Here is a 25,844-nt window from a genome sequence, read left to right as displayed (position 1 = left end):
CCGCGTCTCAATGACTTGCCTGGGTGTCTCAGACCGCCTTCATCTGCCCCAGGATGTTGCGTAACGAGAACCCGGTGTGGCGGCTCACGCGTTCCGGCGCCTGGGCCGCGGCGCTCAACTCCCGGGCCTCGCGCGGCGAATAGCCAAAGGCTTGCTTGAAGGTGCGGCTGAAGTGCGCATCACTCTTGAACCCGAACTGGAAGGCCAGCCCCGACACCCGCTGCCGCGCGCCGGAATCACTCTGGATAATCACCCGCGCGCGGTTCAACCGGCGCTGCTGGATATACGCCGCCACGCCGGACTCCTGGCTGAACACCCGATACAGTTGCGCCCGCGAAATACCCAGGTGTTTGCACAGGAAAGCCGGGGACAATTCCGGGCTGCGCAGGTGCTGTTCAATCAAGCGACGGGCGCGGTTGAGCAGGGTGTGGTCGATCGCTTGCTCGGCGGTTTGCAGGTTGGCCACTGTCGGCGCCAGGGCTGCCGATATCATGGCCAGCGTCGCCTGTTGGGCGTGCGGGATTTCCTCGGGTGTCAGGCGCGGCAGGCGCTGTTGCAACGCGCGCATATGGTCTGCGAGCAGCTCGCTCAAGCCGCCCTGCAGCACCTGGCCATGCACGTCTTTGTAGCCGAGGCTTTGCGCCAGCAAGTCGCGAGGAATGGTGAGGATCACGGTATCGCCAGCCGTGATCAGGCAATCGAGTTCACGGGCCAGGTCCAGGATGTAGATCTGCGAGTTACCCGCCGCCAGCGTGGTGCGGCCTGCCGTGCCATTAATCGTGTGAGACAGGCCGAGGCAGAGGTAATAGTGGTCGAGGCTGTCACGGCGAATCATGTGTGTGGAACGCTTGACCCGATACGGCACCGGCTCGCCGGCACCGTCCCAGGCACCGCAGCCCATCAATAACGAACCCAGGTAACCGGTGGCCAGGCGGTAATTGAAGGCGGCGGATTCAGGCTCGCTGATGGTGATATCGAAGATCGCATTCACTTCCTCACGCCACACTTCAAAGCGTTGGCGCGGCGGGTAGGGTTGAGTGGTAAAGGTGAAAAGCGGGTTCTCCACAAGCGGCTCCATCCATTAAAGCTGTTGTTTGATCGCCGCCTTATCGATCACGGACCAGACGTGCGCGATCTTCCCGTCGACGAATTCGTAGAATACGTTTTCATCGAAGGTCACCGTCTTGCCGTTGATCGGCAAGCCGAAAAATTCACCTGTGGGCGTGACGTGGAAGTTCAACCGGCTGGCGACGGTGGGCGGGTCCGCGACCAGCAGTTGGATGCGGAACACCAGGTCGGGGATCTCGCGAAAGTCCCGCTCCAGCATCGCGCGGTAGCCGGCAAGGCCGACGGGGGTGGCGTTGTAGGTCACCTGCGGGTGCACGAAATCGCCGAGGCGCTCCCAGCCCTGGCGGTTGAGGCAGTCGATATACCCTCGGTAAAGGTCGGCGAGCTGGTTGCGGGTCATGGCGTGTTCTCCTTTTTGAAAAGCACTCATCGACTTTGCCCTTGTGTGAGTCTATGGCGCGCTGGTTATATCACCCAGCAATTGCCCAAGCCCTTGCGGGGTTGAATAGAGGGCTTCCAGCGCCGCGACGTCGGCCAGTTGTTCTGCGGACAAGGCTTTTTCCTCATGCTCAAGCTGGCCGCGTAAATCGTCCTCGTACTCGGACAGCTTTTGATTCAGCGCCACGCGCACGAGACCGCATGCCTTGAGCTTGTTGGGTTCAAAGCCCTTTCCCGTATCCACATGCTCGGCGAGGGTCGCTGTTGCGTAAGCGTACCCTTGTGTCGCGGCCTTGAGCAGCCATCGGTTCGCCGTTGGATAGTCTGCGGGCACTGCACCGCTGCTGCTGTATAGAGAGCCAAGCATGTACTGCGCTTTGGCCCGGCCCGCGTCGCCAGCGCGGGTATACCACCCAATGGCGGCGGGTACGTCTTTGGGGGTGCCGATGCCATTCAGGTTGGCCATCCCAAGCCATTCGTACGCCTCGCTATTGCCTGACTGGGCGGCCTGGGTCAGCAGCTGGATGCCTTGCTGAGGGTTTTTCGGCGTGCCTACGCCCGTGAAATAAAAGGTCGCCAACAGCGTTTGGCCCTCAGCATCGCCTCGCGCACTGGCTTTGCGCGCCCAGTAGAATGCCTTGCGGTCGCTTTGCTCGACGCCAATGCCTCTGAAATAGGCGTCGGCAAGCCGTTGCTGGGCGCGGGCATGACCTTGCTGCGCAGCCTTGCGATACCACACCGCGGCTTGAGCGCTATCGCGCGGCATTTCCACGCCGCCGTAGTTTGCATCCCCCAAAAAAAACTGGGCTTCAGAGTTGCCTTTCTCGGCTGATAGCGTGATCCACTCCAGGCCCTTGCGGTGATCAACGGCTACACCGCGCCCGAAAAAATAAAAAAAGCCGGTTTTGAACTGTGCGAAGGTCTCGCCTTTTTCCGCCGCGCGCAAATACCACTCTGCGGCCTTGACCGGGTTTTTATCGACGATGATGCCTTCGTCGTAGAAGGCGCCCATCAACAGTGTGGGGCTGTGGGGGCTGCGCCACAGACTGATCGCCAAGGCGACTAAGCAATAGGCCAGCAGGCCAAAGCACAGTAAAGCGAGGGGTAGGGCAAAGCGGCGCAATGTCGAATCCATTCGTGAGGTGCAGGTGGGCAGTGTAGCGGTGCTTGCGAGCGATGGCATCACTCGCTGTTTCGCAGCGACCTCAAGCGCGACGCGCCATCAACAGCACCGTCGCCGCTGCCGACAACAACCCTGCGCAGCATCGATTGAAAATCCGTTTACCGCGTGGCTCGGCAAACCAGCGACGCATGTGCAGGCCCATGTAGGCATAGGCGCTGATGGCGATCCATTCCAGCACTAGGAACATCGCGCCCAGCAGCGCAAATTGTGGCGTGATCGGCTGGCCTGGCACCACGAACTGCGGCAGGAAGGCCGTGAAGATCAAGATAGCCTTCGGGTTGCTGGTGCCCAGCTTGAATCCAAGCTGCTGGATGCCGCTTTCGACCCGTAGCTGCGGGTGGCGACAGGCAGAAATCGGCCAGGAGCGCCGGGGGATCGCGGATCTGATATAGCAAGCGCAATAGCACCGAGCCTATGATGGCGCATAACTTTTCAGGGACGACCAAATGTACAGCGCGTACAAACCCATGCGGAATTTTGCCGCCAAGCTGAACCGTATCGAGTCCCTCATAAAAATCTGGAGTTTTTTCGGAAACCTAGAGCATGACAAACCGTTGCCTCCGCAGTTCGCTCGTATGAGTAAGCTCGGTAAGGCCTCCCTGAAGGACGTAGTGCATCCTTGGGAGCTGGATATTTTAACGCGTGAAATTATTCTGCACGCTGATGGTAATGGCTCGAAGGACCTCTACAATACAGGCCACCTGGCAGCGGCCATCAATACCATCCGGCGGGTATCAGACACCCAAAGCCGCACAGATCTTCAAAGAACGATTTACCAAGAGATACAGCGCGGCTATCAGCAACAAACGCTATGGCGTACAAACATGCACCTGATGCTTGCTCGCCATCTGAAAATATACAATACACCGGATCTCGCGGCTGTTCTGATGAAAGGCACCACTCTTTCTATCAAACAGTTCTATACATTAGGGATATCGATATCTGGCCATTTCCTCAGCAAATATACCTATAATATGAAGCAGGACTACACGGAGTTTGGAATCAGCGATGAACAACGTGATGTTTTTCTAGAAAAGATGGTACTTAACTTTGGCGACCTAAAGAGTCGGACGCTAAGCGTGCAGGAGTACAACGAAAACTGGTCGTATACAATTAACCCGCTCGTAAGCACGCCGCTGATTGTCATCGATCAAGCTGCCCCCAATATCGTAATTTGCCCCATGCCCTTTTACCTAATGTATAGATTTTCGGAGGGGCTCTTTTTTGATATCGCCAAAATCCAAGGCTACGAGCAGGCGTACGGCGACGCTTTTGAGGAGTACGTACATGACGTCAGCAATATCTTAAATACGGGATGTGAATCTAGATCTTTAATCAAAGTCGCAAGACCTGAACCCTATAACGTCGGAAAAAATGTAAAGCACGGGGTTGATCTACTCGTTTATGACGCGACTGGAGCAATTCTGGTCGAATGCAAATCCAAACGACTAAACCTCAAAGCTCGCTACCAGTTGGACAATCAAGCCTTGTATAGCGAGATAGACGTTTTGGCTCGATACGTCGTTCAGAATTACAAGAACCTTGAGGATATCACCAATGGATACACCGGGTGGCAACCTGGGGACCGATCTCTTTTCCCTGTAGTCGTGACTCTGGTCAGTTGGAACCTGTTTGGGCCGAAGGCCTACGAAAGACTCGAAGAGTCCGTGCTAAGTCTGCTGGAAAAGGCAAAAATTTCTCGCGACGTTGTGGACCTGTATCCATACACCGTTATGTCGGTAGAGGAATACGAAACGGCCTTTCAGGTGATCACACAGGTGGGTGCAAAGGAATTCTTTAGCAAAAGGGCTAACGAAAACCAGAAGGGATGGATGGTGATGCCATTCATCCAAACGAACTTCCCCAAAGAGCTAGAAACCTGTCGCAACGATTATTTGAATTTTGTATTAAGCGACCTGCTAGAAGAAATCCGTGCAGGTGTCTAGGCACTGGACGAAAAGGGAGGTCAATAAGGAAAAGTTGTTGTCATTCTGACTGAATCGCCTCTGGTTTGATAGACAACATTGAGCGACTGCTTCTGGCCGAAATCGGACTACCGGCGAACTTTAGATTGGCCATCGTCAGGGTTACGATTCGCTAGCTTGATTTTCCGCTGATAGATGGTCGCTTTCGACTCGGAAAGGTCCGTTTCTATTTCCACGCTCGTCACTGTCGTCGTTGGCTTTCACAGGGGCGGAGGAAAGTATCGTTTACGAATTACAGTACCCAGTTTACGCTGATCGACGGTGAATTCGTGCTCCCCCATGCGAATACTATGAGCCGACGGCCCGGCAATTATTGCACTTGCTGCTGCAGTGGTTTCCAAGATCACGCCACCTTTACCCTTGGCGTTCCATCCACTAGCGAACATATGGGCTGTCGTCTCCTTATTACTCCATGCGGTACCAATTATTCCGCGTTCGAGGCGATCGATATTCTCGCCACGGTATAGCGCCAGGTCATGCCCTTTATAACGAGGTAGCCACGTCCAGAGCATATCTGTCAATTACTCGTCGTCAGCGATAAGCTCTCGAATGTAATGGTGGGAGACATGCCAATTGGTGTGAAAACGTTCGGCAATGGCACAATCCATAGGGGCATACGCAGTCAACTCCTTCATAAGTATTCGCCATTTTTCCCTATTTCTATGGACATTCGGACCTCTCAGGAGCGGTCCGTATTCCTTTCCATTGAGAATATGGCTGAGCAGGGGAGGATAGCCCGCTAGTAGAAGATCATTGGCTGATAAGCCTGTTTCCGATACTTTCATATTTGATGCGCCTGAACTAATAGAGTTAAAGTCTGTGGCAAGATTCGCAAGGTAGCAGATTGGTTGTTGATGATTTATAAGTTGGCATTTAGTTGAAAGAGCTGAAAAGAATTTAAGTGTTGGGGGTGTTATGCTAGTGAGTTCTTAGCTCGCTATCATGAGCCGCTTGATCGAGTTGAGTGACAGTCACCATTCAAAGGTTACCTCATGTGTTTGAAAAGCATTCCTGTTGGCGCGCTATTTCGTGCGTTTTCTTGGGCCTTTAGATCAGTAAACTTTGTTTTATATCTTTGATGTTAGGCAGTCCGGCTACCCCTAAAACACTACCAATGGCTCCTAATGCAACGTTTCCTGTGAATGCAGCAGCGACGCCAATTGCTCCTACAGCTAAGCAAGAAGCAACGTCAATACCGTACAGTTTTAGTTTTTTTATGCGAGCTTCATTGAGCGAGGCCTGATGAACTCTAAATGCACGATCTAGGTTTTCTACAACCTGGTCAGCTGTCCTGTAGTAGTTATCTGGCTTAATACTGATAAGCTCCGCTATGCCATGTCCTAAAATCGATCTTAGTTCTTCAGCCAATCCGGCTTTGCGTATTTTTAGCACTGTTTCTGGGGGGACTTTTCCTAACCACTGAAGATTGTTTTCAGCCTCTGCACTCAAGGCACGAACAATATGCATGCTCTCGCGTTCGGCCTGAGGGTAACCTTCAGAGCTTCCCTGGTATTCCAGCATCCAATTAAAGTATCTCCATGACGTATCCACTCCTATAAAAGGAGTTCCGCCATAATGGGAGGCACATTGTTGGGTGGCCAATGCTTGCGGCATACGTCCAAGGCATGCAAAAAGAACATGGTTGCCAGCAACAGCGGAATCCAACCCCGGAAATAAATTCTCTTTCATTGTCCTCCGTAACTGATCTCGTGGGTCTCTTCCCCAGTTCGTGTCAAATATTAGCCGATCTTTGCCTTTAAGTTCGGCGACGACCTGCTCGACTGTGGATAAGTGAGCGCAGTATTCAGCAAGGTGCTCGGTGGAGTCAAATTTGCGGCCGAATAGGTAGCTAGCATGTTTGCACGCAAGTGTCTTGCTTTGATCTGCCAATTCGATGCGATCATCGGCATTAATATCTTTTGGGTTTGGCGATATAATTACCATGGGCGGATCGATGTCGGCGATAGCAAGATCTTTATATGTCATTGCCGTTAGAACATGCTTGAGCAAAAGCTCCACGACTTTTTTATTAGGAAGGGAATCCGCCAAGGGGGCAATTCGCATTACGGGGCACGGTAATACTATAGTATCTATATATAAGCCAGCCGTTGAAATTACATTTTCCCAGTGCGCAGGGAAAAGATCTCCTGCAAAGGTAGCTTTAAGTTGCCGCCCGTCTTGTAAGTGAAATGCTGAGGGATCTGCCACTGAGGTCCAGAACTCGGCCAAACCTGCAGCGAGATCAGATAAGACAGAACCAATACTTTCGACCAGCTTGTCATCCTTTACTATATACGCTGCAGTATTAGCAGGGGTTGCCCCCGCTTTGACCATTGGGTTGTAGAATTGCCCAAATTCTCGAAAGAGGAAATCGAAGTATAAAGATTGAATCTTAAGGAGACTTATGGATTGCTTGGCTTCATCACGATAAGCGAACGCTTTAATGGCGAGCGTAGATGCGCGGATTCTCCCGTCAACCGTTGTAGGGTCCACCAGACCGTCAGGACGAAGCTGTATTGCTTCAAAACTCCTTCTGAAACCCTCTACCAAATGGGCGGCGAAGTGAATTTTTCCTGCTTCGAGTCGATCCCGCATGAGGAAGACTCTATCGGTAAGATCCTGAACTTCTTCTTCTGTATATGTCTGCATTCCCTTGACCTCTCGCTACTCAGAAAACACCATTTGCCAGGCTCTTAAATGGTGATGATTGGTAGGTTAAGGTATCCACGCGGGGTGAGGAAGCCCCTGGATTTGAGTTAGAAAAATTCTGAGAGAATGTTTTGCTGAAGCATGTCCACTTAGGTAGGCAGCGCTTTAAGGATTTCAATTCATATTGGCAATCATAAGGATTGCCCGCTGCCACCAGAAACTCCTGACGCGCCAACGCCCACAAACCCACCTTGGCCGTCGCCGATTCAGCCTCTGCCTGCGGATTAGCCCGCCACAACTGAAACGCCAGATAAAACAGATACGCCGCGCCCAGAATCTTGATCGCGTAAAACAACAACTCCGAGGTTTGCAGCACCACCGCCAGGCCCGCCGAGGCGAGGGCGATCATGCCGGCGAAGGCCAGCAAGCGGCCAGCACCGGCGAGGCAAGACGTGCGATAGCCGTAGCGGGTGGCGTTGCTGACCGACAGCAAGTTGTTCGGGCCTGGCGCCATGTTCAGGGCGAAGCAGGCGGGGAGGAAGAGGGCGAGCGTGGCAAGGTCCATGGCGGCTCCGGGTTGGGCGGGGAGCGTTGAGGATAAGGGCAGTTGAGCTGGCTGGACAATCTGCGCGTTGCGGCGAACGGCGCAAGCGGGCCGATCTATACCAGTAACCAGCATTCCATTCCGGTATGAATGTTAGTCCCGGTTGCCGTCTACAGGGGGTTCATTGCCTCCTTCAATCTTCCCGCTGTGGCGCCAGCCTGGCGCCTCGCCGGGTCGTTCCCACATGGGCGAGCGGCGCAATGCAAGCCAGATTGAAGGTACGCCACATGAGCAAAAAACTTGAAGGCAAGGTCGCGGTTGTCACGGGTGCCAGCGCCGGAATCGGCCTCGGTATCGCCAAGGCGTTTGCCAATGAAGGCGCTCGCGTGTTCATCACGGGCCGGCGTCAACCTGAGCTCGACCGCGCGGTCGCTGAGATTGGCCACGGTGCGGTGGGCATTCAAGGCGATGCGGGCAAGCTTGCCGACCTGGACGCGCTGTACGCGCGCATCAAGGAAAAAGCCGGGCGCATTGATGTACTGGCGTTGAACGCGGGTTTCTATGAGTTCATGAAGCTCGGCGAGATTACCGAGGAGCATTTCGACAAGACCTACAATGCGAACGTCAAGGGCCTGCTGTTCGGCCTGCAGAAAGCGCTACCGCTTCTGGGAACAGGCGCATCGGTAATATTCACCGGTTCAATCGCCGCTTCGATCGGCATCCCTAGTATGTCCGTCTATTCATCGACCAAGGCGGCCGTCCGCAACCTGGCGCGCGGTTTCATACTGGACACCAAGGAACTGGGCATCCGCATCAACGTATTGAGCCCCGGCCATACGCTTACCCCAGGACTGCAGTCGCTGATTCCCGAGGCTGCGCGTGCCGGCCTTGTTGGCAGCATTCCGCTGTCCCGCTTGGGCAGCCCGGAAGACTTGGGCAAAGCGGCCGTATTTCTCGCCTCTGATGACAGTGCTTACGTTACCGGCATCGAGCTCGATGTCGATGGCGGTGTCTCGCAGTACTGAACTGAAAACTTGAGCACCGAGTGGGGACGGCCGCGTTATCTGATTGGCGCGGCAAACCCATTCGCACAGCCAACTTCGCCAAAGGATGTATCGATGCAAACAGTATTGCGCAAGATCATCATGTTCTCAGCATTGTCCTTATTCGCCGGCGTTGTAATTGCGCAATCTGGCGACGACGTCAAAACACGCCCCGACGACGTCACCCTGGTCGATATCCCGACCAGTGCCGCTCACAAAATTACCGTCGAGCGACGTGGCAAGATTGTATTGATCGGTATCAACCGACCCGATATCCAGAACAGGCTTGATCCGCAAGCGTACCTGGCCCTCGCCAAGGCGTATTACGACTACGACCATGATCCTTCACTGCGTGCCGCTGTGTTGTTCGGGCACGGCGACAATTTCTCGCAGGGCCTTGACGTTGAGGGCTTCAAGGCGGTTGCCAGCTCGGGCGGACCTACGCTCGGTGCGGGGCTGATCGACCCGCTCGGCAAGAAAATGCCCTATCTCACCAAGCCTCTGATCGTGGCGGTTCACGGCGACACTTGGAACATGGCGCATGAGCTGTTTCTTGTCGGCGACATACGGGTTGCGGCGAACAACACTGACTTCGGACAGGATGAAAACACCCATGGTCGTTTCCCGGGCGGTGGATCGACAGTACGATTCGTGCGCGAAGCCGGCTGGGCCAATGCCATGCGCTACATTCTGACGGGCGATCATTGGACCGCCCGTGAAGCCTATCGCATGGGCACGGTGCAGGAGATCCCTGACCCACAGTCAGCCCTCGACAAAGCTATCGAGTTGGCAAACAGGATCGCCGCCAATGGCCCCTTAGGGATCAAGGCATCGCTGGCCTCTGCGCATCACGTCATCGACCCGGTGCAAGCCGGCGCTCTGTCGGAATTGGATGCGCAACGCGCAACGCTGTATAAGTCAAACGACTTCCAGGAGGGGCGCAAGGCAGAGGCTGAAGGGCGATTACCTGTCTATCACGGCAATTAAAACTGTCGCCTAGGGCGCGACCTGCTGAGCGGGTCGCGCCATTACCGGCGGCGGTGCAACTCGATCAAGGGTGCCGGGCTAATCATTCGCGAATGGGTGCTGACGTTGCAGTCAACGATAAGGTTTGAACGAATGATGCGCATGATTGACGATTTAAAGATCAGGTACCCCAAAGCCAGTGCATGGGCATTTGGGGATACTCCAGAGATGGCAGATGAGCTGGCTGACCGTGTAGCTAAGGGCATTAAAACAGCGTCATGTTGCTCACTTTCATCATTTAACTATCAAGATGATTCGTCAGCGATTGGTGGTTACAGCATCATCCTCAACAGTCAGGGCGAGCCGGTATGTGTCATCAGGCTTGTTTCGCTGCGTATCATTCGTTACTGCGACGTGAATGAAGCGTTTGCGAGAAAGGAAGGCGAAGGGGATCTCAGCCTCGGGTATTGGGCGCAGGGTCATAAAGCTTTTTTTCAACGGGAGGGCTCGTTCGACGCGGCGATGGAGCTTGTGGCAGAAGAATTCGAGTTGGTGGAAGTGGTGTAAAGCACAACGTTATCCCGCCAACGGTTTTTGGCGTGCTAGCAACGGTTTGTTTTTTTCAGTGGCAATGTCTGCTTTGGGCCGACAACTGCCTTTCAGGAAATTGCACCTCATCCCACTCCAGACTGCCCGCGAGCACCAGAAAAGCTGGCCGTACCAACGCCCTTAATTACACCGGTAGGCGTCGAGCGATGCGTGCGTTGGGGCCGCAATGGCGACGACGCACGTGGATCATTTCACCGCTGACAATCAACACCAGGCAAGGCGCTTAAAACCACGAACTACTCGGGGCATCGGCGTTGCCCATATGCCTGACAAAGGCTGCGCCTTCGATATGGTAAACCGTTGGTTCGTCGGCGAAATAGGTCTCCAACCCCAGCATAAACAGCCGATGGTCCTCACTCGCCTCGAACCCTGGCGTGTGATCTTCAAGTGATGCCCACTTCACGATCAAGTTGAACACCTGCGGCGTTTCAATGCCTTGTGCGAGCAGGTGCCCGCAATAGCCCTTCGCTCGACACAGCAACGGCTCGACCTGGGTAAATGCGCGCCTGAACGCTTCAACCTGTTCTGTGTAAACCGGGAGCTGGGCGATTTCATAAATCATGGTGTTCCTCCAAAAATGAGTTCAACGGTGCTCACGCGATGAGCGATGGCACGACGGCAATCGCGACTTTTCCTTGAACACCGTTATGGCGGCTTTCCAGCCGGGCATGGGCCAACGCGATGTCGGCCAACGAATAAACCGCGCCCACGTGGGGCCGCAGCTGACCGCGTTCCACTAATGCGCTCAGCTCGTCCAGCTTGCCGCGATGTTGTCGGGTGAACACAAAGTGATAGGCCGCGTTTTTGCCCCAGGCCTGAACCAGGTTTTGCGGCTGCGTGATGTCCACGATCGAGACCACGCGGCCCCGTTGTGCGAGCGCGTCGGGGCTGCGTGACAAGGTGTCGCCGCCGAGGGTGTCGAACACCACATCGACGCCGCGGCCCGCCGTTTCGCGCAGGATGGCCTCGACGTAATCCTCGCTTTCGTAGTCGATGATCACGTCAGCGCCCATGCTTCGCGCAAACTCAATGTTGGCCGCGCGCACGGTGGTGAACACCCTTGCCCCGATGGCTTTGGCCAGCTGGATTGCCACGTGGCCGACGCCGCCCGCGCCACCGTGTATCAGCACGCTTTCGCCAACCCTGAGCGCCGCGCGTTCGGCGAGTGCTTCCCACGCAGTGCCGCCGACCAGGCTGAGGCTGGCGGCTTCGAGGTGGCTGAGCGAGGCAGGCTTTTTGCCAATGATGCTTTCGGCGGCCACGTGGTACTCGGCGTAGCTGCCGGGGCCGTCGAATATTTGTGGGGTGTACCAGACTTCATCGCCTGGGGCGAAGGCGGTCACACCTGGCCCGATGGCTTCGACAACGCCAGACACGTCGTGGCCGGTAATGGCTGGCAGTGGCACCGCGTCGGCGTAGTCACCCCGTCGTACCTGGTAATCCAGTGGGTTGATGGCGGTGGCGTGTACGCGCACCAGGACGTGCCCCGTATGGGGCACGGGCTTGGGCACGTCGCAGAGTTCGAACGCGTCGGGCCCGCCAAAGGATTTAAGAATCATCGCTTTCATTGCATGACCTCGTTTCGGTAAAAAGGGATATCGGGAAATATCGATATAATGCGATGAAAAAAAACCTAGAGTTCTTTCCCTAGGATCTCCGTCAGCGCGCGGATGTTGGCTTCGTTACGTTTGTAGTAGGTCCACTGGCCGATACGGCGGATTTCAACCAGGCCTGCGCGGTGCAGGGTCGCCAGGTAGTCAGACACGGTCGACTGGGAAAGGCCGACGCCTTCCTGGATGCTGCTGACGCAGACGCCCACGGTATGAACGTCTCCCTCGTCTTGGGCGGGGAAGTTTTTTTCGGGATCCTTCAAACCTTGCAGGATATCGAGTCGCGTGCGGTTTGAGAGGGCTTTGAATATGTCGAGTAGGTCCATGCGCCCGATAGTATCGGGATTTACCGATATGTCAATGTGCGAGTCAGCCGCCTAAGTTTGAGCTGAGGGCCGCCGACAGCGGATGAGAAGGCTTGCGAACGATCACATCAAAACGGTGCCCGTTGAGCAGGCCGGAAGGGTTTGTGCTGGATGTGTGCGACTCACGAAGCCGCGTTATTTCCAAGCCCTCGCACATCGCGCGAATGGCTTGCTCGGTGTGGAAGGTCATGTGCGTACGCGTCGCCCAGCTAGGCGTGCGCCAAACAGATGCCCGACGAACACGCCGCCGGGCACCAAGGCATGCAGCACCTGATCCCAGAGCCGCGGGAAGCCTGCAGGGCGACAAAAAGGCAGGGCCAGCCCGGCATGGATAACGCCTCTTTATAAGTCATGCGGCAGGCGCTGCCAGCTCAGGAAGGCGATGGCAGCGCATTCTTGCGCCCACATTCTTCAAGGCCATTTGGCGCTTTACTTGAGCGCACGCGCAAAATAATCTCTGCCCGGCAAGCGGCGTCCTGCCGTTTTCAGGCACAGCCAGGCGCGTCACATCTATTGGACGAATTGCGGTAAGGCTTGCGGTTGAGCACATTCAACCGCGGCCACCTTTCAAGGAGAGACTGTTTGGCGAGCACCGATGTTGTTCACACACTGCGCCTGCCGGGCGACCTGGATTATTACGATCGCAGGTCGATCCTGCTGCCGGTCGATGTCACCGCGCTTGAAGCCTGGAACATCATGACGGCCGAACCGGGGCTATTCCTGCGCATGGCGTTTGGGATCAGGGACGCCATTTGCGCATTGTTTGGTGTGAAACGTATTGGCGGGTTTTCCGGCACGCGGCGAGAGCGTGTGCAGGTCGGCGAGCGGCTGGACTTCTTTTTGGTGGAGCACAGCGCTCCCGACGTGCTGGTGCTGACCGAGCGCGACCGGCATCTGGATGTAATGATCTGCCTGTCGATCAGCGATCGTGTGTTCACGATCACTTCATCGGTGGTCATTCATAACGCCTTTGGCCGCTTTTATATGGTGCCGGTCGGTCAGGTGCACAAGCTGATCGTCAACCGTGACCTGAAGCGACTCAAACGCAGCCTGGAAGGGTAGGGCGGCGGCTCAGTCGCCTTTTTCCATCGCCGCGTAATACGCCACCAGCGCATTGGCGTGGCCATGGCCCATGCCGTGTTCGGTTTTAAGCCAGGCGACCCTTTCCATGTGCTTCTGGGCATTGACGGTTTTGAGCAGGTCCAGCCAATGGCTGATGGGCTGCCCATACTTTTTTTCAATGGCGGGGAAGTACGACGCCGGCCCGCTTGTTGTTGTGTCGTCGGTCATGCTGCACGCTCCCTTTGGTGCCTACGGTCAGCGAGGGGATTCTCGCCTGAACTCAGGCTAGTAAAACGTGAGGGATTTCGCCTGCCCATGGATACCCGTTCGACATTTTTGGAAGATAGCTAAGCAAGTTAGCTATATGCTAGTGTGGCTGCCACCTCGCGATCCAGAGCAGCCAAACGCATGAAACCATCCGCATCTGTCCCCGTCCCCGACCCACGTGGCCTGCAGATCGCCAGCGATGCTGTTGCGCAGCAGCTGCAACAGATCGCCATCCTGACGCGCAAAGCCGCCAGCCATCTTGCCGATTCTTTGTCCATCAACCAGACCGACATGGCGGCGCTGGAGCACTTGATCACGGACGGCCCGTTGCCACCGACCGAGCTTGCCTCGCGCCTGTCGGTGACGACCGCCGGCATCACCCAAGTCATCGACCGCCTGGAGCGTGCCGGCCATGTGATTCGTGAGCGCCAGCTTGATGACAAGCGCCGCGTGATGGTGTGTCCGGTTCCCGCCTCGGTGGCCCTGGCTTATCAGCACATTGCGCCAATGCTCAGCGGCCTGAACGCCGTACTGGCGGCGCTTGGGGGCCAGGAGCGCGCGGTAGTCGAGGCGTTTCTTGGCCAGGTGATCGAGGTTTACCGCAGCACGTTGCCGGGCAGCAGCGCCGCTTCAAATCCACAGCAGGAGGCCTGATGAAACCCCAAAAGATTCTTGTCACCGGCGCCAGTGTCGCCGGCCCAGCGCTGGCGTATTGGCTGTCCCGGCAGGGCATGCACGTCACAGTGGTGGAAAGGGCACCGGCTTTTCGCGATGGTGGGCAGACGATCGACGTGCGGGGTGCGGGCCGCGTTGTGGTGCAGCGCATGGGCCTGGAGGAACTGATTCGGGCCAATACAACCCACGAAAAAGGCATTGCCTTCGTTGACCGCCATAACCGGACAAAGGCCTTCATCGGCGTGAACGACTTTGACGGCGAAGGGCCAATCGCTGAACTGGAGATTCTGCGTGGCGAACTCGCCAAGCTGTTGATCCAGCACAGCGAGGACCGGGCCACGTATCGGTTTGGCGACAGCATTGAAACCCTGCACGACGATGGCCAGCAGGTGCATGTGCGCTTTGCACAGGGGACCGAGCAGGTTTTCGACCTGGTGATTGTGGCGGAAGGGATTGGCTCGACCACGCGCAATCACGTGTTCGGCAGCGAAGTCCAGCGCCGCCCGCTGGATGTATACACCGCCTATTTCACCCTGCCGCGTGAGCCAAGCGACGGCCAGATCATGCGCTGGTACAACATTCCCGGCGGGCGCTGTGTGTGTTTACGCCCAGACAACCTGGGCACCACGCGGGCGTTTTTGTCGTTTCAGCAAGCACCCAACGGCTACGAAAAACTCGCACCAGACGCGCAGAAATCCTTGCTCAAGCAACGCTTTGCCGACGCCGGTTGGGAGACGCCCCGCGTATTGGCGGGGCTGAATGACACAACCGACCTTTACCTGGAAGCGGTAGGTCAGGTCAAAATGCCCCGTTGGTCCAAGGGCCGTATTGCACTGGTGGGCGACGCAGCCTATTGCGCCTCGCCCATCAGTGGCATGGGCACCAGCCTGGGCCTGTGCGGGGCGTATGTGTTGGCTGGCGAGTTGGGGCGCCATGCAGATCACACCCAAGCGTTCGCCGCCTATGAAACCCTGATGCGGCCCTACGTGGCTCAAGCGCAAGGCGTGCCCAAATTTGCACCGCGGTTGGCATCACCTCATTCGCGCGTTGCAATAGCGCTCGGCCACGCCGTATTGCGGCTGGCGACAGCGCCTGTTTTTAAAAAGCTGCTTGGCAAGTTTCTTTCCCCCAAGGCTGACGCCATTGACCTGCCGGACTATGCCCTGAAACGTCAATTCAAATGAATGACCTTCTTTGAGGTGTATAGGCGTATGGTGGTTTATACCCTCAGTTCAGGCATTCAACATGGACGGCAATTTAGGCGGGCGCTTAAAGGAAGAGCGCAAACGGCTTTTACTCTCCCAGCACGATTTTGGTGTGATAGGGGGCGTGGCCGAAAACGCACAAGGCCACTATGAAAGGGGCGAGAGATTACCCAAATCGGATTATCTGATGGCTATCCGTCGCAAAGGGGTCGATGTGCTTTATGTGCTGAGCGGGGAGCGTTCGCACATGAGCGCGGATGACCTTACTGTGGAAGAAACCGAAGTCGTCAATCAGTACCGCACGCTGCACGAGGCGGATCAGGGCGCGATTGCTCAGATCACCTCCTCATTGTCCCGAGACGCATGACTTCATTGATGAAACCTGCGCCCCAAAGCATCCAGGCGCACCGCAATCGGCGGAAACCGTTCACTGCTGCGCGCCAGCGTCTCCACATCATCCGCGGTGCTTTGCGCAATGCTTTGCACCGCCTGCAAGCGCCCGACAATCTCCAGGTTGGCCGTGGACTGCTCGCGCGTGGTGCTCACAATTCGCCCATTCAGTGCGTCGATGCGCGCGATATCGGCGCCGACCGCTTGCAGCATCTGTACCGCCAACTGGCTGTCTTGTACGCAACGCTCTACGCCTTGCTGGCTGTCATGCATCGCCTCGACGGCCTGACGGCTGCCGTGTTGCAAGCCTTCGATGATCTGTTTGATTTCCTGCGTAGACACCGCCGTGCGCTGGGCCAGGCTGCGCACTTCATCGGCCACCACGGCAAACCCTCGGCCTTGCTCGCCGGCGCGCGCAGCTTCGATGGCGGCGTTGAGGGCGAGCAGGTTGGTCTGGTTGGCGATGCTGCTGATCACTTCGAGCACCGAGCCGATCTGCTCGGCCTGCACGGCGAGGTCTTGCACGGTTGAGTGGGTGCCGTGAATGCGTAGAGCCAGTTGGCTGATTTCATGCTGCGCGCGGCCGACGCTTTCCTGGCCGCGTACGATTTGTTGGCTGGCTTGGCCTGCGTGCTCGACAGCCTGTTCAACGTGCACGGTGATGTGGCCCATGGCGTCTTCCATGCGCTGCATCGAGCCGGTCATCTGGGTGATTTCTGCCAACTGATGGCGTGCGCCTTTTTCCAGCGTGCCGCTGGCACTGGCCAGTTCCTGGCCGAGTTGGCCAAGGCCTTGGGAGTCGCGGGCCACACCGTCGATCAGGTGGGTGATTTGCTGCAGGAAGTGGTCAAAGCGCTTGGCCAGGGAGACGTGCACCTTGCCTTCACCTTGGGCGGTTTCGACGGTGAGCTGGGTGGTCACGGCGAGCATTTTCTCGAGCATTTCCTGGCTTTCAACCGCCTCACGCTGGCTGTGAATGGCCAGGTAGAGCAGGGCGACGGTCTCCATCACCACATAGAAAGCGTGGACGAACAGCATGCTCCAGCCGCCGTGGTGTTCCATCACAAACACCGGGAAGCCTTGATGTTGCAAGGCATGAAAGACCACGTGATGCACGGCGATCGTTGCCGCCGCGACCAGGATTGGCAGCCAGTCGCGGTAGAACGTCAGCACCGCCAGCAACGCGAAAATGCCGAAGTGTGATTCGATCACGCCTTGCGCCTGGTTGATGTGCAGGGCAGCCATTACCATCAGGCCGGCGCCCAGCAGGCAGCGCATCAAGCGTGTCCCGCCGAGGGCGCGATAGAGCACCGTCAGCACCACACTGGTGCCTGCGCCCACGGTCAGTGCCTGCAGCCAAGTGTCGTGCCAGAACGCCAGCCCGAGTGAGAACAGAAACATCAGCCAGACCAACGCCAGCATGATGCGATCGGCCTTGCGGTAGTGCTCCAGAAAACGCGGGCGGGTGGGCATTCACTCTTACTCCATGTGATCGAGGGGTACAGGCAAGCATGCGGCGTGCCACGACCGGCCACCGGTGGAGTGAAGCAGGTATTCGTGTGCTTTTTGATTCAGGGGCATCCCTGAACGGGACTTTAAGAACGGCTATCCGAACGGATAGCCGACGCTGCGATAACGATCAGAAGGTGTACTTGGCGGTCAGCATCATGTTGCGCGGGTTGCCGTAAGCATCACCGCCGTAGCTCACCGAGTTGGCGATGGTGGAGTAATAGCGCCGGTCGAAAATGTTGTTGGCGTTGAGCTGCAGGTCCAGGTGCTGGTTGACCTGGTAGCCGGCCATCAGGTCGGTGACGGCATAGCTGCCCTGTTTAAGCCGATATTTGCTGCCGTCCGCGAGGTCAAGGTCGTTGTACATGCGGCTCTGCCAGGAGACGTTGCCGCCCACACGGAATTTTTCCAGCGGGCCCTGCAGGTTGTAGCGTGTGGTCAGTTTGAACAGCTGTTCTGGCGTGTCGGTGTCGAACTGCTTGTTGACCTTCTGCGGGTTGGCCTCATCCTTGATGGTGTGCGTACGGGCGTAGGTGTAGCCACCGCCGACCTGCCAATTCTCGGTTAACGCGCCTTGCAGTTCGACGTCGATGCCCTCGCTGCGAATTTCGCCGGAGGCTTCGTTGCAGGAGGCCTGCGGGCAGTTCGGCACGAACACTTGCACCGCTCGGTTCTCCTGATCGACGCGGAACAGCGCCAGGCTCGCGTTCAGCGCGCCGCCAAGGTATTCGCCCTTGATGCCGACTTCGTAGTTCTTGCCGACAATCGGCTTGACCGGCTTACCGGACGTGTCCTTGTCACTCTGCGGCGTGAAGATGTCGCTGTAGCTGACGTAGACCGAGTGATGGTCGTCCAGCTCGTAAATCAAACCTGCGTAGCGGGTGAGGTTGCGGGTGACATGATAGTCGCCGTCGCCGTCACGGTTGTCATAGTCATACCAGTCCAGGCGCCCGCCGAGGATCAGTTTCAACGGGTCGGCGAGGCTCAGGCGCGTGGTGACGTAGACGCCATCCTGAGTGGTGACTTCGCGCTGGTTGTCGGTGTGGACGAAGTCTGGCTTGCCCGCGGTGAGTGGCCAGTTGGTGTCGTACGGACTGTAGCTGTGGGTGGTCAGGTCATAGATGCGCTTGCTGGCGCCCACCACCAGTTCATGGGTACGCCCGAACGCCTGGAAAGGGCCGCTGGCAAAGGCGTCGATGCCGGCCTGGTTTTCATCGTAGGCCGCCTGGTAGACCGTGCGGGCCGGGGTGTTGTTGACCCGGCGCGACTGGTAGGAGCCTGAAAACAACGCGTTCTGTTCGGCGTAGTTGGCGTTGACTTGAAGGCTCCAGTCGTTGGCCAGGCGCTGACGCAGCTCGGCGAACACCGTGTTGATTTCCTGATCCTTGTTCTCCCAGCGAGTACCGGGGTTGTAGGAGCGGGGCAGGTCCAGATGATGGCCGTCCTGACCGACCATCGCCGATCCCCAGAAGTAGTTGGTCTTGTCCTTCTGGTTGGAGAAACCCAGGGTCAGGGTGGTGTCTTCGCTCAGATCCGCTTCGGTGACGGCGTAGAACAGGCCGTGATCTTCCTGGACTTTATCGATGAAACTGTTGGCATCACCGTAAGAAGTAACCACCCGGCCGCGCAATGTGCCGCTGTCGTTGAGCGGGCTGGATGCGTCCAGCTCGCCACGGTAATTGTCCCAACTGCCGGCGGCACCGGTGAGGGTGACTTTCTGCTCGTCCAACGGCCGCTTGCGGATCAGGTTGATGGCCGCTGAAGGGTTGCCGGCCCCGGTGACCAGGCCTGTTGCGCCGCGCACTACCTCGACGCGGTCGAACATGGCCAGGTTCGGCTGGGCGCCGACTGTGGCCCCGTTGTAGCCGCTGGGAATGCCGTCATACATCAGGTTGTCGATGTCGAAACCGCGCGAGGTGTACGACTGCCGGCCAGGCCCGTTGGAGAAGTTCAGGAACAACCCGGGCGTGGCCTTGACCACGTCATTGATGCTGGTCATCGCCTGGTCATCCATGCGCTGTCGCGTGATGACGGTAACGGCCTGTGGGGTTTCGCGCATCGTGAGTGGAAGCTTGGTCGCCGTTGCCATCGAGCCGGTGGTGTAGGACGGGCTGCCTTCGGTGGTCGCACCGAGTTGCTGCTCGGTGTTGATCTGCGTCGCGCCCAACTCGACGACGTCTGCTGGCTGCTGCGTGTCGGCGGCGAAGGCCGCTTGTGAGCTGGCAATACAGATGGCCATCGCGATCAAATTGGGTGAAAAACCTTTACCGCCATGTTGTTGCACAGACATGAAACCGACTCTCCCGGAAGTGCTGTCCCTAGCGAATAATAAAGATTATGATAATTATTCGCATCAGTGTGTCAGATTGGATCCGAGCAAAAAAGCCTTTGACGTTAAATGCTTAACAAATTTTTCACATCGTCGATGCAGCCTTATCGCTAGCTCGGGCGCCAGCAGGTAGTCACTATCCGGCGCAGAACGCCGGCAGTTGGGACGCTATAGTTGTTTTTACACAGCGTTACGTTTAAACATGCGCGTTAATTCCTAATCAAAAGTCAAGAAAAGGCCCCATCACGATGAAAGTCAGCGCACGCAACGTATTCAAAGGCCAAGTCAGCCAAGTGCAGGAGGGCGCCGTTAATGCAGAAGTCGTCCTGACCTTGGCCGGTGGTGAGCAATTGGTGGCGGTGGTGACCATACAGAGCGTGCGCAACCTGGGCATCGCCGTGGGCAAAGAGGCCGTGGCACTGATCAAGGCGCCGTGGGTCATGCTGATGACCGATTCCAGCGACATTCGCCTGTCGGCGCGCAACTGCCTGGAAGGCACGGTACTGAGCGTCAACGACGGTGCGGTCAACGCCGAAGTGGTGATCGAATTGGCCGGTGGTTCGAAGGTTTACGCCATCGTCACCCGCGACGCGGTAGCGGAGTTGGGCCTGGCGCCGGGCGTCAGCGCGACGGCGGTGATCAAAGCCTCGCACATCATTCTCGGCGTGCCGGCCTGATCAACGCACGGTGGCCCGAGTCCATTCGGCCCACCGTGCTCAATTGGCACCACTGTTCAAGCCAAAGAATGTCCTTCCCGACAGTCGTGCGCTGAGCAGCAAAAAACACTCCCCGCCCACAGTCGGTAACCCCGCCAGGTCGTCGCGATAGGTCACAGGTGATCGGCGTCGAACACGGCCTTGGCGAACGCTGCCGGTGCTTCCTGCGGCAGGTTGTGGCCGATCCCGCCATTGATCTGGCGAAATTCGTACTTGCCGGTGAAGCGCTTGGCGTAGTCCTCGGGTTGCGGGTGCGGTGCGCCGTTCGCGTCGCCTTCGAGGGTGATGGTCGGCACGCCGATGGTGGGCGATTGGGCCAGTCGCTGTTCCAGCGCGTCGTATTGCGCCTCGCCGTGCACCAAACCCAGGCGCCAACGGTAGTTGAAAACCGTGATGGCGACGTGATCGGGGTTATCCAGGCCTTTGGCGCTGCGCGCGAACGTGGCGTCGTCAAAGGCCCACTTCGGCGAAGCGGTTTGCCAGATTAGCCTGGCAAATTCGTGGGTGTTCTTCTGGTAGCCGGCGGCGCCGCGCTCGGTGGCGAAGTAAAACTGGTACCACCACTGCAATTCAGCCTTGGGCGGCAGCGGTTGCTTGCCGGCGGCCTGGTTGCCGATCAGGTAGCCGCTGACAGACACCAATGCCTTGACCCGCTCCGGCCACAGCGCTGAGACGATATCCGCCGAGCGCGCGCCCCAGTCGTACCCACCGAGCACCGCTTGCTTGATCTTCAGTGCGTCCATGAAGTCGATCACGTCCTGTGCCAACGCTGCCGGTTCGCCGTTGCGCAGGGTTTTATCCGACACAAAACGCGTGGCGCCATAGCCGCGGGCATACGGGATCAACACGCGGTAGCCTTTGGCTGCCAGCCACGGCGCGACATCGGCGTAACTGTCGATGTCGTAGGGCCAACCGTGCAGCAGGATCACCACCTGGCCGTTGGCCGGGCCAACGTCGGCGTAGGCCACATCGAGCACCCCGGCCTTGACGTGCTTGAGCGCGCCGAAGGCGGTTTGGTGATGGCTGGCCGGCGTTGGCGGCTCGGGCATTTCAGCATGAGCCACGCCCAGGGCGCCGAATGGCAACAAGGCCAATGCCAGAGCAAGCGGACGGTGTTTGGAGCGACGGGTCAACAGAGTGTGCATGGCGAGCCTCCTGCGGCTGATGGGTGCCTGACACTCAGTTGACCGCTGCGCTGTATCGCGCATGTTTCAGGAACGGTCCCGGGTTAAACGCTGTGTATCGCCACGGCTGCTGTACACAGTGCGATACATAACCGCCCGCTCTACGTGAACACGATCTCATACGGCTCGCGCATGCGTTCGAGCAGTTCCTGGGCGAGCATCGGCGCGAGCCCGATGGCCGGGTCGCCGACCAATTGGCTGGCGTAGGCATGAGCGGCGTGCAGTTTGCGCGCGACGCTCCAGCTGTCCAGACGCACCTTATGCGCTCGCTGCCAAGGCATCATCGCCGCTTCACGCGCCGGACTGTGCCAGGCCCAGATGGGCAGTTCATAAAGCCGCGCGCCGATCAGGCTACAGGCCTTGGCGCTGGCACGGCCGACGGCGTCGTGGTCGTCATTGCCGTCGTTGCGCCACGTGGTGAACACCATGTCGCCCGGCTGCAGGTAACGCGCAATGAACTGGCTCATCGGCTGTTCACTGCTCGCCAGGGCGTCGTCACGAAAACCGCCGCGAATCCACTTCAAGCTGTGCAGCGGCATGCCCAACCTGCGCAGCGCCTCGGCGCTTTCCTGTGGGCGGATCACACTCAGACGGCTCGCCGGCCATGCGTGAGACCCCGGATGGCTGGCGCTGCCGTCGGTGATCGAGATCAGCAGCAGCGGGTGCTCCAGGGTACTGAGCAGTTGCAGCAGCCCTCCACACGCCAGCACTTCATCGCCAGGGTGCGGAGCAATCACCACCACGCGCGCACCAGGTGGCACCAGCGAAGAGGGAGGGATAGCGGGAATTTGCGCCAACTGTGGCGCGCTGTTCCAGATTTGCGCGGGACCGCGGCGGCCCTCGCTTAAGGAGGCAGGCTTCATGGGTGTCACGTCCTTGTCGATTGATGCTGGCCGTACCCCGTTGACGGGACGACGCTCTTTTTTTTCAGCGCAGACTCCGCTGCGGTGATGCGCGGTACTCCAACCCTGGAATACCGGCAAGGCGCTATCAGCATAGTCAAGGATTCATGGCTTTTACATCGTGAAATGTTGATTTTTTCAGCTGGCCTGCATGAGGCTTTTCAAATAGTCACCAAAACCGCCTTCGGCGCGGCAGTCGAGCCGGCCACTGGTAATCACCTGTGGCCGGTGGCTCCAGGCGATGGACGCGCCGCAACGCTCCAGATTGCGCACCAGTTGCACATCTTCATGGCAGGCGAGGGGTTCGAACCCGCCGGCTTGCACATAGGCGCCAGCACTCACGCCCAGATTGGCACCGTGTACATGCCGATGGCCGTCTCGGGCCTGATAGGCCTGGGTGTAGCGAATTTGCGCCGCGGGGTCGAAGCCGTCACTCCAGCCGTCCACGGTCACGGTGCCGCACACCGCGTCGACACCCAGCGCCAATTGCGCTACCAGCCAGTCAGGGGCGACGCGGCTGTCGGCGTCCGTGCACGAAATCCAGCGTGCGCCTTGATTCAGCAAGTGCCGCGCACCCACACCGCGCACCTGCCCGACATTGCGCGCCTGCACCTGCAGGCTTTGCACCGCATAGGCCTGCACGATCGCCGCACTGCCATCGTTGCAGCTGTCGAGCACGGTGAGGATCTGGACCGTTTCGCCGAGCAGCTCCGGATGGCGTGCGGCAACCAACGCAGATTTCAGGCATTCGCCCAGCAGCGCTTCTTCGTTATGCACCGGGATCAGAACGCCGATCATCGCAGCCCCTCGAGGGTTGCGACCGAGGTGCGGTCGCGGCTCCACAGGTCGAGCAGGAAATCACTTTCGTGATGCTGCACCACCGGCGGCATATTCAGCCTTTGCTGCAGCAGGGCATGCACCTGTTCAGCGGTCTGCGGGCACCCTTCAATGCGTGGGCGCCAGTGACAGGCCAGCAGTTGCCCGTCTTCGGTCAAGGCGCCAAGGGCGCAGTCAACCAGGCGGTGCAGATCATCGGCATCCAGGTAGTAGCACAGCTCGCTCAACACGATCAGTTCGAATGAACCTGTCGGCCACTGTTCCGGCAAACGGCTTTGCTGCACCTCGGCATGGGCAAACCCCAGCAGCCTGGTTTGCGCCAGCGCCACGGCGGCACTGGCCGTGTCACAACACACCAGGCGGTCACAGCGCGGCGCCAGTTCAGCGCTCAGCTCGCCATTGGCGCAACCGGGTTCGAATATCGACGCATACCGCGGGCGGGTCAGCGCCGCCAGGGTCAGCGCGCGTTTGCGCTGCTCGTACCAGCGTTGGCGAAATGCCCAAGGGTCGTCATTGCCGGCGAACAGTTGGTCGAAATACGGCGTGGCCACGCTCATACAAACACCACTTCAAAAGGCTGCAGCAGGCGTTCCACCACATAAGGTGCGAGCACAGGCGGCAGGCCGATCTGCGGGTCGCCCTCCAACTGGCTGGCAAACGCGTGGATGGCATGACGCTTACGCGCCACTGTTTCGGGCGTCAGCAGGATTTTGCGCGCGCGGTCCCACGGCACTTGGCTGTCTTCCGGGGTTGCCCAGTGCCAGGTCCATACGGGCAATTCATACAGGGTCGCCCCAACCGCCTGCGCGGCCTTTGCACTGGCGCGGCCGACAGCCTCATGGTCGCAGTGCCCATCTTCGCGCCACGTGGTGAACACCACGTCGGTGGGTTTGAGGTAGCGTTGAATGAACGCACTCAGCTGTTCTTCCTGCGCCGCCACCTGACTGTCGCTGAACCCTGCGCGCAGCCATTTGAGGCTGTGCAACGGCAAACCCAGGCGGTGCAATGCCTGGGCTGATTCCTGCGGACGCACCACACTCAGGCGCTCCACCGGCCAGCGCTGGGAACCCGGATGGCTGGCGCTGCCATCGGTCACGGAAATCAGCTGAATCGGCCGGCCGATGGCCGCCAGGCCTTGCAGCAGGCCGCCGCAACCGAGCACTTCATCGTCCGGATGCGGTGCAATGATGACTGCCCGATGCCCTTCGGGTACCAACTGTTCGACGCTGATGTGCGGCAGCTCGGCCATGTGCGACGAGGCTTGCCACTGATGCAGTGGCGTGCCCTGGCCTACGATCGGATTGGGTTTCATAACTGCCACCTCCCTGTGGGTTGCTCGGCCACCTGTTCGCCCAACGCCGCCAGGTCGCGCTCTGCATGGCTCTGGCGCACATACACCGGCAGGTCCGCCATCAACTGGGCAAAGTGCGGGTCTTTGCAATAAGGCCCGGCACCTGCCGCACGGCCCACATGGTGGATGACCTGCTCGACAGTGTCTTCGATGCACGCGCGCACCTGCTGCGCTAACAGCCGCGCATCCGCCCGTGGAGCGCGGTCAACCTGTTCTGCACTGTCACGCAACACACAGGCCGCACTGTTGAGCACGCTGTCCACCGCGCCCAGGTGGGCGAGGGCATGGGGCTCGGGGCGCTTGCTGCACTGCTCGCGCAACACCTCGGCCAAGCGTTGCGCGCCGCCGTACCAGCAGGCGGCAATGCCAATCCCGCCTTGCCAGAAGCCAGGGCGGGACAGGTAATCCCCCGGCCCGCCGACGGCAATACCCTTGGCGCCGTCAAACACAATCTCGACGCTGCCAGTGGCGGCCATGCCCACGGCGTTCCAGCCTTCATTGGTGACCATAATGCCGGGCTGATCCATGTCCACGGCAACCAGTTGCTGACGGTCTTCGTCGTCCCAGGCGGTCAGCAAGCCATGACTGACCACCGCCGCCCCGGAACACCAGGCCTTGCGCCCATCGACGATCAACCGATGGCCATCACGGCGCACACGCACCTTGGCGGTCGGCGGTTCGGCGGCCCACATGCCCCACAAGCTGCCCAAGGGCGGCAGGGGGCTGTCGAGTTCAGCGATGATCGCCAACGCATCGGTGTGGCCTTCGAACAACTTGCACAGGCGTAAATCGTGGCCCGCCACCTGCGCCAGACGACTGAATCGCTCCAGCGTCTGGCCACTGCCGGGTAACGGCAGCTGGTCCAGGCCTTCTTCCTGAAGGGCCTTCAGGGCTTGGCCCAAAGCGTGCGTGTCCGCATAGCCCCGGTAGCTTTGAAGGAATCCATGCAACGCCATT

At 58.4% G+C, this 25,844-nt stretch carries 26 protein-coding genes and 2 pseudogenes; 9 read left to right on the top strand and 19 right to left on the bottom strand.

From position 1 onward, the window contains the following. Positions 1-28: 28 nt before the first annotated feature. The 4 genes and pseudogenes from AC19YS_RS26220 to AC19YS_RS26205 all read right to left on the bottom strand — a co-directional run. Complete coding sequence (locus tag AC19YS_RS26220) at positions 29-1,066, bottom strand: helix-turn-helix domain-containing protein (RefSeq protein WP_237266733.1); 1,038 nt, start codon at positions 1,064-1,066, stop codon at positions 29-31. A gap of 15 nt (positions 1,067-1,081) precedes the next feature. Next, on the bottom strand, positions 1,082-1,468 hold the full coding sequence (locus tag AC19YS_RS26215) for an ester cyclase (protein ID WP_106579041.1): 387 nt from the start codon (positions 1,466-1,468) through the stop codon (positions 1,082-1,084). Positions 1,469-1,519: 51 nt separating this feature from the next. Then, positions 1,520-2,629, bottom strand: coding sequence for an SEL1-like repeat protein (locus AC19YS_RS26210; protein ID WP_500602988.1), 1,110 nt, complete (start codon positions 2,627-2,629; stop codon positions 1,520-1,522). A gap of 82 nt (positions 2,630-2,711) precedes the next feature. Continuing rightward, positions 2,712-2,987 (bottom strand): annotated as a pseudogene (locus AC19YS_RS26205) (LysE family translocator); the annotation flags it as partial. A gap of 148 nt (positions 2,988-3,135) precedes the next feature. On the opposite strand from AC19YS_RS26205, the gene AC19YS_RS26200 reads away from it, so the two are divergent. Next, a complete protein-coding gene (locus AC19YS_RS26200) occupies positions 3,136-4,635 on the top strand; it encodes a hypothetical protein (protein WP_500602987.1) in 1,500 nt (499 codons plus the stop codon). 1,086 nt (positions 4,636-5,721) lie between these two features. On the opposite strand, the gene AC19YS_RS26195 is transcribed toward AC19YS_RS26200, so the two are convergent. Continuing rightward, a complete protein-coding gene (locus tag AC19YS_RS26195; RefSeq protein ID WP_500602986.1) occupies positions 5,722-7,323 on the bottom strand; it encodes a hypothetical protein in 1,602 nt (533 codons plus the stop codon). Between the two features lie 196 nt (positions 7,324-7,519). Beyond that, a pseudogene (locus AC19YS_RS26190) lies at positions 7,520-7,888 on the bottom strand (LysE family translocator); the annotation flags it as partial. Between the two features lie 266 nt (positions 7,889-8,154). On the opposite strand from AC19YS_RS26190, the gene AC19YS_RS26185 reads away from it, so the two are divergent. The 3 genes from AC19YS_RS26185 to AC19YS_RS26175 all read left to right on the top strand — a co-directional run bounded on the left by AC19YS_RS26185 (position 8,155) and on the right by AC19YS_RS26175 (position 10,443). Further along, complete coding sequence (locus AC19YS_RS26185; RefSeq protein ID WP_106579044.1) at positions 8,155-8,892, top strand: SDR family NAD(P)-dependent oxidoreductase; 738 nt, start codon at positions 8,155-8,157, stop codon at positions 8,890-8,892. 93 nt (positions 8,893-8,985) lie between these two features. Next, on the top strand, positions 8,986-9,897 hold the full coding sequence (locus AC19YS_RS26180; RefSeq protein ID WP_500602984.1) for an enoyl-CoA hydratase-related protein: 912 nt from the start codon (positions 8,986-8,988) through the stop codon (positions 9,895-9,897). A gap of 132 nt (positions 9,898-10,029) precedes the next feature. Then, the gene (locus AC19YS_RS26175) at positions 10,030-10,443 is read left to right on the top strand and encodes an ASCH domain-containing protein (protein WP_500602983.1); all 414 of its coding nucleotides are present in this window, start codon (positions 10,030-10,032) and stop codon (positions 10,441-10,443) included. A gap of 265 nt (positions 10,444-10,708) precedes the next feature. Here the strand turns inward: AC19YS_RS26175 and AC19YS_RS26170 are convergent, their stop codons facing one another. The 4 genes from AC19YS_RS26170 to AC19YS_RS26155 all read right to left on the bottom strand — a co-directional run bounded on the left by AC19YS_RS26170 (position 10,709) and on the right by AC19YS_RS26155 (position 12,650). Further along, a complete protein-coding gene (locus AC19YS_RS26170; protein WP_169366880.1) occupies positions 10,709-11,047 on the bottom strand; it encodes an antibiotic biosynthesis monooxygenase family protein in 339 nt (112 codons plus the stop codon). A gap of 31 nt (positions 11,048-11,078) precedes the next feature. Next, on the bottom strand, positions 11,079-12,053 hold the full coding sequence (locus AC19YS_RS26165; RefSeq protein WP_500602982.1) for a zinc-dependent alcohol dehydrogenase family protein: 975 nt from the start codon (positions 12,051-12,053) through the stop codon (positions 11,079-11,081). Positions 12,054-12,118: 65 nt separating this feature from the next. Then, complete coding sequence (locus tag AC19YS_RS26160) at positions 12,119-12,421, bottom strand: ArsR/SmtB family transcription factor (RefSeq protein WP_119740110.1); 303 nt, start codon at positions 12,419-12,421, stop codon at positions 12,119-12,121. Between the two features lie 43 nt (positions 12,422-12,464). Next, positions 12,465-12,650, bottom strand: a complete 186-nt coding sequence (locus tag AC19YS_RS26155) for a hypothetical protein (protein WP_500602981.1) — start codon at positions 12,648-12,650, stop codon at positions 12,465-12,467. A 350-nt stretch (positions 12,651-13,000) separates the two neighbouring features. On the opposite strand from AC19YS_RS26155, the gene AC19YS_RS26150 reads away from it, so the two are divergent. Then, on the top strand, positions 13,001-13,522 hold the full coding sequence (locus AC19YS_RS26150) for a DUF2867 domain-containing protein (RefSeq protein ID WP_500602980.1): 522 nt from the start codon (positions 13,001-13,003) through the stop codon (positions 13,520-13,522). Between the two features lie 9 nt (positions 13,523-13,531). Here AC19YS_RS26150 and AC19YS_RS26145 read toward each other — a convergent pair whose 3' ends face one another. Next, positions 13,532-13,750, bottom strand: coding sequence for a DUF4287 domain-containing protein (locus AC19YS_RS26145; RefSeq protein ID WP_200625498.1), 219 nt, complete (start codon positions 13,748-13,750; stop codon positions 13,532-13,534). A 180-nt stretch (positions 13,751-13,930) separates the two neighbouring features. Between AC19YS_RS26145 and AC19YS_RS26140 the strand changes: the two genes are divergently transcribed. From AC19YS_RS26140 to AC19YS_RS26130, 3 genes are all read left to right on the top strand, one after another. Then, positions 13,931-14,443, top strand: coding sequence for a MarR family winged helix-turn-helix transcriptional regulator (locus tag AC19YS_RS26140; RefSeq protein ID WP_200625497.1), 513 nt, complete (start codon positions 13,931-13,933; stop codon positions 14,441-14,443). Continuing rightward, positions 14,443-15,648, top strand: coding sequence for an FAD-dependent monooxygenase (locus AC19YS_RS26135; RefSeq protein WP_500602979.1), 1,206 nt, complete (start codon positions 14,443-14,445; stop codon positions 15,646-15,648). Before AC19YS_RS26140 ends, AC19YS_RS26135 begins: the two co-directional genes overlap by 1 nt. 61 nt (positions 15,649-15,709) lie before the next feature. Next, entirely contained in the window at positions 15,710-16,036 is a 327-nt protein-coding gene (locus AC19YS_RS26130) for a helix-turn-helix domain-containing protein (RefSeq protein ID WP_106579053.1), read from the top strand. A gap of 2 nt (positions 16,037-16,038) precedes the next feature. On the opposite strand, the gene AC19YS_RS26125 is transcribed toward AC19YS_RS26130, so the two are convergent. Both AC19YS_RS26125 and AC19YS_RS26120 read right to left on the bottom strand, forming a co-directional pair. Continuing rightward, positions 16,039-17,532 (bottom strand): methyl-accepting chemotaxis protein, encoded by a 1,494-nt coding sequence (locus AC19YS_RS26125; RefSeq protein WP_500602978.1) that lies wholly within the window; start codon positions 17,530-17,532, stop codon positions 16,039-16,041. Positions 17,533-17,698: 166 nt separating this feature from the next. After that, positions 17,699-19,858, bottom strand: a complete 2,160-nt coding sequence (locus AC19YS_RS26120) for a TonB-dependent siderophore receptor (protein WP_200625494.1) — start codon at positions 19,856-19,858, stop codon at positions 17,699-17,701. A gap of 287 nt (positions 19,859-20,145) precedes the next feature. Between AC19YS_RS26120 and AC19YS_RS26115 the strand changes: the two genes are divergently transcribed. Further along, positions 20,146-20,574, top strand: a complete 429-nt coding sequence (locus AC19YS_RS26115) for a TOBE domain-containing protein (RefSeq protein ID WP_106579056.1) — start codon at positions 20,146-20,148, stop codon at positions 20,572-20,574. A gap of 152 nt (positions 20,575-20,726) precedes the next feature. Here AC19YS_RS26115 and AC19YS_RS26110 read toward each other — a convergent pair whose 3' ends face one another. The 6 genes from AC19YS_RS26110 to AC19YS_RS26085 form a co-directional block, all read right to left on the bottom strand. Continuing rightward, positions 20,727-21,758 (bottom strand): alpha/beta fold hydrolase, encoded by a 1,032-nt coding sequence (locus AC19YS_RS26110; RefSeq protein WP_200625493.1) that lies wholly within the window; start codon positions 21,756-21,758, stop codon positions 20,727-20,729. Positions 21,759-21,898: 140 nt separating this feature from the next. Beyond that, positions 21,899-22,660 (bottom strand): PIG-L deacetylase family protein, encoded by a 762-nt coding sequence (locus AC19YS_RS26105; protein ID WP_179677361.1) that lies wholly within the window; start codon positions 22,658-22,660, stop codon positions 21,899-21,901. 177 nt (positions 22,661-22,837) lie between these two features. Continuing rightward, entirely contained in the window at positions 22,838-23,497 is a 660-nt protein-coding gene (locus AC19YS_RS26100; protein ID WP_200625491.1) for a glycosyltransferase family 2 protein, read from the bottom strand. Continuing rightward, positions 23,494-24,093, bottom strand: a complete 600-nt coding sequence (locus AC19YS_RS26095) for an SAM-dependent methyltransferase (RefSeq protein ID WP_106579060.1) — start codon at positions 24,091-24,093, stop codon at positions 23,494-23,496. Before AC19YS_RS26095 ends, AC19YS_RS26100 begins: the two co-directional genes overlap by 4 nt. Further along, entirely contained in the window at positions 24,090-24,848 is a 759-nt protein-coding gene (locus AC19YS_RS26090) for a PIG-L deacetylase family protein (RefSeq protein ID WP_106579061.1), read from the bottom strand. The genes AC19YS_RS26095 and AC19YS_RS26090 overlap by 4 nt, the downstream gene beginning before the upstream one ends. Next, positions 24,845-25,843, bottom strand: coding sequence for an acyl-CoA dehydrogenase family protein (locus AC19YS_RS26085; RefSeq protein ID WP_106579062.1), 999 nt, complete (start codon positions 25,841-25,843; stop codon positions 24,845-24,847). Before AC19YS_RS26085 ends, AC19YS_RS26090 begins: the two co-directional genes overlap by 4 nt. Between the last annotated feature and the right edge of the window lies 1 nt (position 25,844).

This window comes from Pseudomonas sp. MF08831 (assembly GCF_059862645.1).
Note: the sequence above shows the minus strand (reverse complement) of the source record. Positions and strands in the feature narration are given on the sequence as shown.